This window comes from Crocosphaera chwakensis CCY0110 (assembly GCF_000169335.1).
GTDB classification, from domain to species: domain Bacteria; phylum Cyanobacteriota; class Cyanobacteriia; order Cyanobacteriales; family Microcystaceae; genus Crocosphaera; species Crocosphaera chwakensis.
In genome coordinates this window covers 43,884-56,464 of the sequence record NZ_AAXW01000009.1, presented here as the reverse complement: position 1 = coordinate 56,464, position 12,581 = coordinate 43,884, and the positions used below count along the sequence as shown (strand labels likewise).

Genomic DNA, 12,581 nt, shown 5'->3' with positions numbered 1-12,581 from the left:
ATCACTCATTTTCTGAGTCATTATTATTAAACATTAAAGCATTAACCCGCTTTAACAAAAGATTAGGCTGAATGGGTTTGATCAAGTAGTCATCAATACCCATTTGAGAAATTTCAGTCCATTCTTTTGAGGTGATTTCATCTCTTAATACTAACACTTTAGTTTCTTTAGTTTCTGGTAATTGTTTCAATGATTTATTAATTTTCAACACTTCTGATAAATCTTGATCTAAAATTACTGCTGATGGTTCCAATAATTCTAGTTTTTTGAATACTTTTGAGCCATCCATTAACCAGATAAAATGGTAATTAGCTGCGGTTAATAATTCACCGATCAAAGTAGCAATTTCTTCGTTACTTTCTACTAAAATAATCGTTTTATTTTTAGTAAATAACGCTCGATTTTTGTCTAAATTATTCAGAGATTTGTATTGGCTTTGAGGTTGATTAGGAAGTCTAACAATGAAAGTAGAACCTTGATTTATAATAGATTCAACTTCAATGGTTCCTCCATGAAGTTCTACTAATTGTTTCGTTAAAGCTAATCCTAATCCTGTTCCTCCATACATACGTCGTCGAGAATTTTCTAATTGTTGAAATGACTCAAATAATAAAGGAATTTGCTCTTCTTTGATTCCTATTCCTGTATCTTCTACTTCGAGAGAAACTTGATTGTTTTCTCGCCAAATTCTTAAGGTGACTGTGCCATTTTCTGAAGTAAATTTTAAAGCATTATTCAGCAAATGATAAAGAATCTGTTGTACTCTTTCTGGATCAGCATAGAAGCTATCTTGTTGAGCATTAATTTGTAAATCTAGTTCTAAGTTAATACGACGATGTTCAGCTTCATCACTCACCCTTTGTATAACATTCTTAGCTACTTTCATTAAAGAAAATTCTCGAACCGCTAACACATACTTCCCTGATTGTAAGTTAGAATATTCTAGAATTTCATTGATCATATCTAACAAATGCTTACCACTATTTTGAATAGTTTGTAAATACTTTTTTTGTTTATCTATGGGTAAGTTTGAGCTTTCTTGTGACCAATGTAATAAGGTTCCTGATAAACCAATAATACAAGTTAACGGGGTTCGTAATTCATGACTCATATTTCCTAAAAATTCACTTTTAGAATGATTAGCTGCTTGAGAAGCGACTAAAGTATCACGAAGTTCTTGAGTTCTTTCTATCACTCGCTGTTCAAAGTTATTTTTTTGTTCTTGGACTTGAGCATATAATTGTGCTTGATAAATAGCAACGGCTAAATGTTCTCCTATTTGTCCTAAAAATGCTTTCTCACTCTCTAACCATTGTCGTTTTTTAAAGCATTGATGAGCAATTAATAATCCCCATAATTTACCATTCACTACAATAGGAGCAATTAATTTAGACAGTACCCAATATTGTTCGAGAAATCGACTTAAACATAAAGAAGCTGCGTATCTCATTTCTACATCATCAATGGACACAATTTGTCCCTGACGGTATTTATATTTATATTGAGGAATATTAGTAAAACAAGTGTCTTCTGCAACGACATTTAATAAAGAAGGAATACTTTGAGAAACCCGTGACTCATAGGTTACTAACCCCCCAGTTTGTCGTGAATTTCTTGATGACGAATTTGAAATTATTTTTTCTTTAAACTCTTTAAACTCATAGATAACTAAACGATCAACCTGCAAAAAACTGCGTAATTCCCTAACAGCTGTTTGTAAAATAACTGATAATTCTAAACTTTGACGAATTTGACCAACAACTTGATTTAAAAGTTTTTCTTGAGCTATTTGTTGACGCAGCGCATCTTCAACGGGTTCACAAACCCTCAGTCCCTCATACATGACTTCTGAGGTTTCTGAGAATTCCGGTACTAAAATATTCCATAAACGACCGTTAAAATGGGATTGTAGGGGGTTTAATAGAGGTAGATGAGGAGATATATAGGGAGCTAGACGATCATGCCAAGGAGAGTCATTATCAAGGTTCTGTTGTAACTTATGAGTAAACTCTGCGATCGCTTGGGGTTCGCAAGTAATGGTAACCTGATACGATAAAGATGAAGCGTTTAGGGTGCCTTGTAATAAAGCACATAGTTGGGAGGATAACAGTAAATAAAAAGTTCTAGCTCCCAAAATTTCAGAAAAATTTACGATTTCTGAAGAAATTATAGAATCATTGAGCAATATAGCTGTAGAATCTTCAATCTCGACTAGCTCTCGCCAAAGAGAACAAAGTTCCTCGAATATACTTATAGGTAAAGTTCGACGTAAAATAGATTTTGAAACAGGATTCATTACATTGGACAAGGTTAGAGGCAAAGAGACATAATCCTTAAATAGAATCTCTCCATTTTCCTATCCTATCCTGAAACTTCGTTTTGTTTAAATATTAAGGAGTTTTAATGCACCGAATAGCTGCTACCCCTGGAGGTTGGAATGCTCAACAAGAAGGCGTTATCTTTATTGAACAAAATCCAGCATCAATCATTTTTTTAACCGCAGCAGATACGGATATTCAAAGTTTAGCTGCTTGTTTACCTTTTTTACCGAGTCATTTCCCTGAAATACGTGCAACAAATATTTTACAATTACAACAGCAATTAAGTATTGATACTTATGCTGAGACAGTATTATGTAATGCTAATGTAATTATTTTAAGGCTATTAGGAGGTCAATCTTATTGGCCTTATGGGTTAGAAGTTATTAAAGAAATTGCTGACTTAAATCAGATTACTCTTTTGATTTTACCAGGAGATGATCAGTTAGATGAAACTTTAATGAGTCATTCTACTGTTGCTTTTTCTTACAGTCATAAATTATGGTGTTATTTAACCCAAGGAGGACAAGAAAATTGGCTCAATGGCTTCAAATTCATCTCTGATCTTTGTTGGGAAACTAATTATAATCCTGCTGCACCGAATCTTGTTCCTGATTTTGGTATTTATCAAAATAATGTAGAAAATAATACTAATTTTTCTAATGCTATTATTCTTTTTTACCGTTCTCATTATTTAGCAGGAAATTTGCAACCGATTGATGCTTTATGTCAAAGTTTATTAGAGAAAAAAATTAATTCTATTCCTATTTTTATTTCTTCTTTACGTGATCCTGATATTCAAGATCAATTAATTGATTATTGTCAATCTCTATCTGCTAATCCTGTTGAGTTGATTTTAAATACAACCAGTTTTTCTTTAGGCAAAATTGATGATAATACTTGCAACAATTTATGGCAAACTTTAGATATTCCTATTTTACAAGTAATCTTTAGTAGTGGAACCGTAGAACAGTGGGAAAATAGCTTCCAAGGGTTAAATCCTAGAGATGTGGCCATGAATGTTGCGTTACCTGAAGTGGACGGTAAAATTATCACTCGTGCTGTTTCTTTTAAATCAGTAGCAACCTGGAATGAACAATTAGAAACTGATGTTATTGTTTATGAATCTTTAGAAGATAGAATCAATTTTGTTACCGAGTTAGCTGCTAATTTTATTCATCTTAAAAACACAATAATTAGTGAAAAAAAAATTGCTTTAATTTTAGCAAATTATCCGAATAAAGACGGCAGAATAGCTAACGGTGTTGGTTTAGATACTGCCGAAAGTTGTATAAAAATTCTACAAGCATTACAACAAGAAGGTTACACTATTAAAAATATACCAAAAACAGGGGACGAACTGATACAAAGATTGACCCAAGGGATAACTAATGATCCCGAAAGTAAAGAATTACGTCCCATTAATCAATCTGTTTCTTGTGGAGAATATGAACAATATTTCCAAACTTTACCTTTAGAAACCCAAGAACAAATTACACAGCGTTGGAGTCATGTTGAAGAATTGAATAACGTTGATTCTTATGCTATTTCTGGTATTCAATTAGGTAACATTTTTATTGGTATTCAACCCTCTAGGGGATATGACTTTGATCCTAGTTTAAACTATCATGCACCAGACTTAGAACCGACACCCCATTATTTGGCTTATTATTATTGGTTAAAACATCATTTTCAAGCATCCGCTATTATCCATGTCGGTAAACATGGTAACTTAGAATGGCTACCCGGTAAAAGTTTAGCCTTATCATCAACTTGTTATCCAGAAATAGCATTAGGAACTATACCTAATTTTTATCCTTTTATTGTTAACGATCCAGGAGAAGGTTCCCAAGCAAAACGTCGCTCTCATGCTGTTATTTTAGACCATTTAACACCCCCTTTAACCCGTGCAGAATTATATGGTGATTTACAAAAGTTAGAAACACTAATTGATGAATATTACGAAGCACAAACTTTAGACCCAAAACGTTTAAAAATAATCGGCGATCGCATTACAAAATTATTAACAGAAACAAACTTAAATCAAGATTTAGGAATCAATAATATAAACAATGATAGTTTATCTCAATTTTTAACTCTAGCAGATGGTTATTTATGTGAACTCAAAGAAGCACAAATAAGAGATGGTTTACACATTTTAGGAACTTGTCCTCAAAATACACAATTACGAGATTTAATTATTTCTATTACTCGTTATCCGAGTTTTGATAGAATGGGTTTAATTATAGCAATAGCGACAGATTTTAACTTAAATATTAATCCCTTAACTGATAATTTAGATCAATTATTTTCTTATTCGATCTTATCTCAAATAATCCCTAAAGAGATTAGTGTAAAATTAAAACAATGTCGTATCCTTTGGGATGTTATCGAAGTCTTAGAAATTTATGCACAAACTTTAGTCGAAAGTATAATAAATACTAATGAACAATTTAATCACTTACCTTGTACCCAAAAAGAATTAAATTGGATCAAAACTTTTTTACTGCCAAAACTGTATCAAACTCCCCAAGAAATCACTAACTTATTGAGAGGTTTAAACGGAAAATATGTCCCTAGCGGTGCATCTGGCGCACCCACCAGAGGTAGACCAGACGTTCTACCCACCGGACGCAACTTTTATTCTGTAGATATTCGTGCTATACCCACTCAAACCGCTTGGGATGTGGGCAGAAAAGCAGCAGAAATCCTCATTGAGCGTTATACTCAAGATAACGGAGAGTATCCCCAAACCCTGGCTATTTCCATCTGGGGAACTTCTACCATGCGAACAGGAGGCGATGACATTGCCCAGGTGTTGGCTTTATTAGGAGTACAACCGATCTGGGATGGCTTATCCCGTCGGGTGGTAGATTATGAAATCCTTAAACCATCGGCGTTAGGGCGACCTCGTGTGGATGTAACGGTACGAGTATCGGGATTTTTTAGAGATAGTTTCCCTAACTTACTACAATTACTATACAAAGTGATCAAAGATGTGTCAAGTCTCCAAGAAGATAAAACTATTAATCCCTTAGCAGCAAAGGTACAGGAAGAAGAGCAATTTTGGAAACAGCAAGGGTTCACAGAAGAACAAGCAAAATTGAAGTCAGGTTATCGAATTTTTGGGTCAAAACCAGGGTCTTATGGTGCAGGTTTACAGGGATTAATTGAAGCACAAAATTGGGAAAATGAGCAAGATTTGGCTAACGCATACATTAACTGGAGTTGTTACGCTTATGATCAAAACGGAGTAGGTCACGGTGTTCCAGAAGTCTTTGAAAGACGTTTAAAACAGTTACAAATTGTCTTACATAACCAAGATAATCGAGAACATGATCTTTTAGATTCCGATGATTATTATCAGTTTCAAGGGGGTTTAACCGTTGCGGTAAGAGCATTAACGGGTAACAATCCTGAGACTTATTTTGGAGACAATGCTATTGCAGCTAATCCAAAAGTTAGACGATTAAAAGAAGAAATAACTAGAGTTTATCGTTCCCGTGTTATTAACCCGAAATGGATAAAAGGGGTGATGAGACATGGTTATAAAGGGGCATTTGAAATGTCAGCAACTGTAGATTATTTATTTGCTTATGATGCAACAACAAACTGTGTAGAAGATTTCATGTATCAAGGAGTAGCAGAAGCTTACTTATTTGATGAGACAGTACAACAATTTATCCAAGACAAAAACCCTTGGGCGTTGCGAGATATGGCTGAAAGATTATTAGAAGCAAATCAAAGAGGGTTATGGCAAGATGTTGATAGTAATATTCTAGAGAAATTAAGGAATATTGTGCATTATGCAGAAGGAAAAATCGAAGAAAATTGATGGAACAAGTAGTGTTTAATAATATTAAACCTGTTTTAAAATATATTATTAAGAATTATGTTCTATCATATATTTTTCTAATACAGCATTAATTAAGCTTTGATATTCTTGGGGAAACTGTTGTTTATACCAAGCAAAAACCGAGGGATCAAGCTTGAGAGTTACAGAAACTTTTAGAGGGTTATTAACAGTAGCTTCTTGCCAAAATTCGGTATCAGTCGCAGGTATATCCGAATAATCTATATCAGATTCTTTCATCTGACCAAGGCTCTTTAATTGTTCCTCTCGTGACATAGGCATAATAAATACTCCTTTCCTGTTTATTAGCGCGTCTTGTAGATATGAGTCGTATTTTTTCTCCTCGCAGGGTATAGACTATAACTAGGATAAATTTTCCTAAAAGTCCTAACGCAATTAATCTTTTTTCACCGTAGTCTTTTCTATCATCAGGTTTTGATATCCAGACTCCTGAAAACACTTCTTTGGCAAAATTAAAATCAATCCCGTGTTTTTCAATGTTGATTTTGTTTTTTTGGTCATCCCACTCAAACTCCATCTTTTAATTTTAACTCCATAAACTAAAAACTGAGACTGCGATCGCAGTTGTCAAAGATATCAATAGAGATAGAGTAAAATTAATTTAGATGAGGACTCATGGAAAAGTAGAAACTATTATATCAATCATGGTAACAAATAATCAATTCTTTTATATCTCTCCAGAAACCTATTTAGAAGGAGAAAGAGTCAGTCCTATTAAACATGAATATCGAAAAGGACAAGTTTATGCAATGGTCGGGGCAAAAAAGTCTCATATTGTTTTGGGGGCAAATTTAACAACCCTATTAAATATTCATCTTGCAGATAGTCCCTGTCTGGTTTTAAATTCAGATATTAAGGTAAGACTAGAAGAAGCAAATTGTTATTATTATCCAGATATTGCCGTTGTTTGCGATGAAAGAGAAATTAATAATACTGATGATTTTATTCTTTATCCTATTCTTTTAATAGAAGTATTATCACAATCAACAGAAGCCTTTGATAGAGGTCAAAAATTTAGTGATTATCAAACTTGTCCTACTTTAAAAGAGTATGTTCTTATTCACCAAGATATAATAAAAATCGAATATTACCGTCGTGATGAGTCGGGATATTGGACAAAAACAATCTATCAAGTAGGGGATGAAGTAGCATTTTCCAGTATTGATTACTATGGTTCCATTGAAACTATCTATCGCAAAGTTCCTGGGTTGGCATAATGAGTAGAAACATAGTTATTGGAGTCATGGGACCTGGAGACTCAGCAACGGAAATAGATATTAAAAACGCCCATGAATTAGGAAAATTAATTGCACAAGAAGGATGGATATTGTTAACAGGAGGTCGTAATGTAGGGGTGATGGATGCAGCCAATAAAGGGGCAAAAGAAGCAGAAGGATTAACTATCGGTATCTTACCCTCAAATCATACTAGAAATGTTTCCGATGCTGTTGATATTGCCATTCTAACTGACTTAGGAAATGCAAGAAATAATATTAATGTTTTATCCTCAAATGTCATTATCGCCTGTGGAATAGGTTTAGGAACTTTATCAGAAATAGCCTTAGCCTTAAAAAATAAAAAACCCGTTATCTTATTAAGTGAACATCAAGAAAGTCAACAATTATTTAAAAAATTGGCTCCTGACTTAATCTTTATTGCAACCAATACTCACACAACAATTAAACAAATACATAATCTACTTAAAAATGCAAAGTAAAATTGTTGAGGTATATATACTTAATTCAAAGGAGAGAATATTACAAAATGTAGATAAATATGCCTTCGATTGATGATAGAATCTGAGGGCGAAGGTGACTTTACATCATATGTCTTTCATATAAAAAATAAGACAGGGTGTGCTTCTTAAGGTGAATTTAACCCAACCTTTCTGAACATCCACCAACCAATCAAACAGATTTATTTGATTTGGATTCCGTCACCTTTTAAGTTAAAATTTAAGTGTTAAGTTTTATTGCAATGACTCAAAATTGCCCTTAATCTGGCAAGTATAGGTCATAACCTTGCAAACTTAATCAAGATCCATCGCAGCAATCGATAGAGGATAGAATACTTATGGGATACGAACTACCTAAATTACCTTACGACTATACTGCATTAGAGCCTCACATTAGTAAGAGTACCTTAGAATTCCACCACGACAAGCATCATGCTTCCTACGTGAGCAAGTACAATGCAGCAGTAGAAGGCACAGACCATGATTCTAAACCCATTGAAGAAGTCATTAAAGCGATCGCTGGTGATGCTTCTAAACAGGGTTTATTTAACAATGCTGCCCAAGCGTGGAATCACTCTTTTTATTGGAATTGTATGAAACCCGGTGGTGGTGGCCAACCCACTGGTGCGTTAGCTGATAAAATTAATGCTGATTTTGGTAGCTTTGACAAATTTGTTGAAGAATTTAAAAATGCAGGTGCAACTCAATTTGGTAGCGGTTGGGCTTGGTTAGTGCTTAATAACGGCACTTTAAAAGTTGTCAAAACCCTCAACGCAGAAAACCCCATTACTTCCGGACAAACCCCCTTGTTAACGATGGATGTCTGGGAACACGCCTATTATTTAGACTATCAAAATAGCCGTCCTGGTTATATTGATACGTTTATTAATAACTTAATTAACTGGGACTTTGTCGCTGACAATATGTCTAAGGCTTCTTAAGTTTACCGATTAACAAATTTATTTAGTTTAGGGATAGAAAACACCTATCCCTATTTTTATTGTTAATAAAGGCCACAACTAATCTAAAATTAATAACAGTGTAATCAGCAAGGGATTAATTAAACGATGACACAGACTCAAAAATTAGAAGAAATCGAAGTTATTGCCCGTTCCGTAGGTTGGGGTGCGGCCAAAATCCTAAATTCTTATTATCGAGGAGAAGGAGATTTAAACGTTAATGAAGATAAAAAAGATGGGCCTGTAACTGCTGCTGATCTTGCTGCGAATCGTTACATTTTAGAAAAATTACAAGCGGTTTTTCATGAAGATAAATTTGGTTATTTAAGTGAAGAAACCCATAAAGGAACTGAACCCATTCCTAAAGACTGGGTTTGGATTATTGATCCCCTTGATGGTACCAGAGATTTTATTGATAAAACCGGCGAATATGCCTTACATATAGCCCTCGCTTATCAAGGCCGTCCGATGGTAGCTGTTGTAGCTATTCCTGAAGCGCAAAAAATTTATTATGCGAGTAAAGGACACGGGACTTTTGTCGAAACCAAAGAGGGTAAAATTACCCCCATCAAAGTATCAGAACGCAATAAATTAGAAGATTTATATTTAGTGGTAAGTCGGACTCATAGAGACGATCGCTTTCAAGCTTTAATTGAGGCTTTGCCCTTAAAAGATCGCATTTATATGGGCAGTGTTGGGGGGAAAATTTCCACTTTATTAGAAAAAACTTCCGATATTTATATCTCTCTTTCTGGTAAATCTGCGGCCAAAGATTGGGATTTTGCTGCACCCGAATTAATCTTAACCGAAGCTGGTGGAAAATTTACCCATGAAAATGGAGATCCCTTAATTTACAACCGAGGAGATGTGCGTCAATGGGGTTGTTTAATCGCTAGTAATGGTCATTGTCATGAAGAATTATGTGAAAAAGCAACTGAACTTTTAGCGAAAATTGATAATGGATAATTAATAATTTAACTATTTGTAGGGTGGGTAATGTCTAAAATAGTTTCTATATGAGGTTTTTAGGCTTTTTAATTGCCCACCTTTTATTTAGAAACTTAATTAATATTCTTTTTCCTTTACCTCCTCTGCTTACCTTAACTATTAGGTCTAAATAGATGACTATGTTGAGGATGATATAGTTGAGAACGATAATTTTGCTGAGTATTTAAAGCTGGGCTAATAAGATACAAAGTTGTTCTAATTAAGTTTTCTTCTTCAGTCACTTCTGCCATTTTTTCTAACGGAACAATGTGTATTGTTTCATCCGGCCAACCAATCCGAAAACAAATAGCAACAGGCGTATTAGAAGGGTAATATTGTAGTAATTTTGCTTGAGACTTTTTCACATGACGAGCAGCTAAATATAAACATAAACTTGCTTGATGCGCTGCTAAACTTTCTAACTTTTCAGCATCAGGAACTTGAGAAGCACTACCACTAACACGAGTTAAAATAATGGTTTGAACTAAATCAGGAATGGTTAATTCTGCGCCTATTTTTGCTGCTGCTGCTTGAAATGCACTAATTCCTGGTATTAATTGAAAGTCAATATTTTCTTTTAAAAGAATAGAAATTTGCTCATGAATTGCACTATAAAGCGTTAAATCTCCTGAGTGAAGACGTACCACAGATTTATTATTTTTAACCTGATTAATCATAATCTTCATAATATCTTCTAGGGTTTTATTTCCCGTCGGAATTAACTCACAATCTTGATGGACATCTCTTAAAATTTGTTTAGGAACCAAAGAATCAGCATATAAAATAACATCAGTTTGGCTAATAATTTTGTAAGCTTTTAAAGTTAATAAGTCTGGATCACCCGGTCCAGCACCAATAAAATAGACACAAGGGTTTAAATTAGTCATTGTTAGGAATAAGATTACGGGGATAAATGGCTGGAAGTCTTGAAGTTCTTCTACTATTAAATAACGCACTTAAAGGAACTTCGGCTTCACTTCGTACAAGATACATTGGATTAGGTTGGCGACTAATATAGTTACCGAAACTAGCCGTTAAAAAAGGACGATACTGCTCATTATTCGCCGTATGAACTTCAGCAAAAGCCACTAATAAAGCATTGCCATAAGTATCAAGAATTTGCTGTTTAGGGAGCTTCAACTCAGGCAAAGAATCTAAAACTGCTTTCATTTGACCGTCCAATTGAGAAAAGTTGACATGGGCTTGTCCTTCTACTAAAACAAAATATTTATCATTAGTATTAATCCAAACAAAGGCTTTTAATTGTTCAATCGCAGCAGGAGTTGCTGGATCACTACTTCCAGCCCCTAACATAACAGGAATAGTCACTTGAGAGAGTCCTTCAGCCCCAAAAACCGCGCTGGTCACAGGATTAATCACTAAAGCAGCAGTGACTCGTTCATCTCGAAAATTATACTCTTTTCGAGGTAATTCTAATGCCCGACATTGTAATAATAAAGAAAGATTAGGTCCCCAAATATCTCGATTGCAACTGGCTTCTAAAGCAGCAAAATTAAGAGAAGCACCAGCAACAGCTAAGGCATTATATCCCCCAAAGGAATGACCCATAACTCCTACATTATTTAAGTCTAAACGCCCTCCAAATTCTCTGCTATTTCTTCTTTCTAATTCATCAATAACATAACTAACATCTAAAGGGCGATCAATAAATTCATTAACTTTGAAAACTTCCCTAGAAAAGCCTTGTAACATAGCCTGTAACTGATTAAAATCACTACCAGGATGTTGAGGCAACGCCACCAGAAAACCATAGGAAGCTAACTGTTTAGCCCGTTGTTCAAAATCTTCTGGACGAGAAGCCAAACCATGAGACAAAATAATCACAGGGGTTTTTCCCTCTCGCCATCGTTGCGGTTGCACGAGCAACAGATTAAACTCTCTTTGACGACTTTCATCAAATAATCGAATCTGACGGGAGGGAGCAACACCATAACTACCGAGTTGACGAATATCTCCTAATGTAGAAAAATTTGGAACCGTCTCCAGTTGTGCTTGTTGAGAAGATAATGCTTTCATTTCAGCAACAATAGCATTGGTTCCTTCTCCTAAACTTTCTAAGAGACTGGCCGCTTCAAATACTTCTAAGAGGTTAAACTGCATATTAACAGCTAGATGACGTAGAAAATTAAGCAAAGTTAATCCTTCTTTTTGGTCAAAAGTCGCTTGAACAATCGCTCCTCTCAGGGCATATTTACCATTACGTCCCCCCTGAATGGAAAATAAGGTACCTACACGGGTTAAAAGTTCTTCTCCCATCGGCGTATTGAAAAAACGGGAGACTTCTACTGGGTCAAGATCGGCCTTTTTGAGTAATGCTACTCGAAAAGCTTCCTTTTGCTCTTCATTGACCCCTGCTAAATTCATATAATAGGCTAACTCATTATTAACCACGCCTTCATTGGCAAACAATTCTAATGAATCAACGCCTAACGATAAATTAAAAGGAGGATAAATAAAAATAAGCCTTGATTGTGCGTAGACAGGAACAACTACGAAACTAGCTGCCAGGGTTGCTAAGGTTAAATATTTTATATTTTTATTAAAAAAACCCTTAAAAGAAGCAATAAAACCAAACATCTTTTTTTACAGAGGCCATCGCCCTTAATCCATAGGTACTTTAATATAGCATTCTGTTTTCTAGTCTAGGAATTAAGATTTTTCAAAATTGACAGTGCAGTTTTTGAAGG

Annotated in this window: 10 protein-coding genes; 5 read left to right on the top strand and 5 right to left on the bottom strand. The window is 34.7% G+C overall.

Features of this window, described 5'->3' with window-relative positions:
• Position 1: 1 nt before the first annotated feature.
• Positions 2–2,296, bottom strand: a complete 2,295-nt coding sequence (locus tag CY0110_RS07785) for a hybrid sensor histidine kinase/response regulator (RefSeq protein WP_008274839.1) — start codon at positions 2,294–2,296, stop codon at positions 2–4.
• 107 nt (positions 2,297–2,403) lie between these two features.
• On the opposite strand from CY0110_RS07785, the gene cobN reads away from it, so the two are divergent.
• Positions 2,404–6,153: a cobaltochelatase subunit CobN gene (gene cobN / locus CY0110_RS07780; protein WP_008274838.1), complete on the top strand. Its 3,750-nt coding sequence runs from the start codon at positions 2,404–2,406 to the stop codon at positions 6,151–6,153.
• 48 nt (positions 6,154–6,201) lie between these two features.
• On the opposite strand, the gene CY0110_RS07775 is transcribed toward cobN, so the two are convergent.
• Together CY0110_RS07775 and CY0110_RS07770 are read right to left on the bottom strand one after the other, a co-directional pair.
• On the bottom strand, positions 6,202–6,411 hold the full coding sequence (locus tag CY0110_RS07775; RefSeq protein ID WP_008274837.1) for a BrnA antitoxin family protein: 210 nt from the start codon (positions 6,409–6,411) through the stop codon (positions 6,202–6,204).
• A complete protein-coding gene (locus CY0110_RS07770; protein ID WP_008274836.1) occupies positions 6,398–6,709 on the bottom strand; it encodes a BrnT family toxin in 312 nt (103 codons plus the stop codon). Before CY0110_RS07770 ends, CY0110_RS07775 begins: the two co-directional genes overlap by 14 nt.
• A 127-nt stretch (positions 6,710–6,836) precedes the next feature.
• Here CY0110_RS07770 and CY0110_RS07765 point away from each other — a divergent pair, with 127 nt between their 5' ends.
• From CY0110_RS07765 to CY0110_RS07750, 4 genes are all read left to right on the top strand, one after another.
• Positions 6,837–7,409 (top strand): Uma2 family endonuclease, encoded by a 573-nt coding sequence (locus CY0110_RS07765; protein ID WP_008274835.1) that lies wholly within the window; start codon positions 6,837–6,839, stop codon positions 7,407–7,409.
• Positions 7,409–7,909 carry a TIGR00725 family protein gene (locus tag CY0110_RS07760; RefSeq protein ID WP_008274834.1) on the top strand — a complete coding sequence of 167 codons (501 nt, stop codon included), beginning with the start codon at positions 7,409–7,411 and terminating at the stop codon, positions 7,907–7,909. Before CY0110_RS07765 ends, CY0110_RS07760 begins: the two co-directional genes overlap by 1 nt.
• A 356-nt stretch (positions 7,910–8,265) precedes the next feature.
• Positions 8,266–8,868 (top strand): superoxide dismutase, encoded by a 603-nt coding sequence (locus tag CY0110_RS07755; RefSeq protein WP_008274833.1) that lies wholly within the window; start codon positions 8,266–8,268, stop codon positions 8,866–8,868.
• 126 nt (positions 8,869–8,994) lie between these two features.
• Positions 8,995–9,852 (top strand): 3'(2'),5'-bisphosphate nucleotidase CysQ family protein, encoded by an 858-nt coding sequence (locus tag CY0110_RS07750; RefSeq protein ID WP_008274832.1) that lies wholly within the window; start codon positions 8,995–8,997, stop codon positions 9,850–9,852.
• Between the two features lie 134 nt (positions 9,853–9,986).
• Here the strand turns inward: CY0110_RS07750 and cobM are convergent, their stop codons facing one another.
• Positions 9,987–10,760: a precorrin-4 C(11)-methyltransferase gene (gene cobM, locus CY0110_RS07745; RefSeq protein ID WP_008274831.1), complete on the bottom strand. Its 774-nt coding sequence runs from the start codon at positions 10,758–10,760 to the stop codon at positions 9,987–9,989.
• Complete coding sequence (locus CY0110_RS07740; RefSeq protein ID WP_008274830.1) at positions 10,753–12,471, bottom strand: alpha/beta hydrolase; 1,719 nt, start codon at positions 12,469–12,471, stop codon at positions 10,753–10,755. The genes cobM and CY0110_RS07740 overlap by 8 nt, the downstream gene beginning before the upstream one ends.
• Between the last annotated feature and the right edge of the window lie 110 nt (positions 12,472–12,581).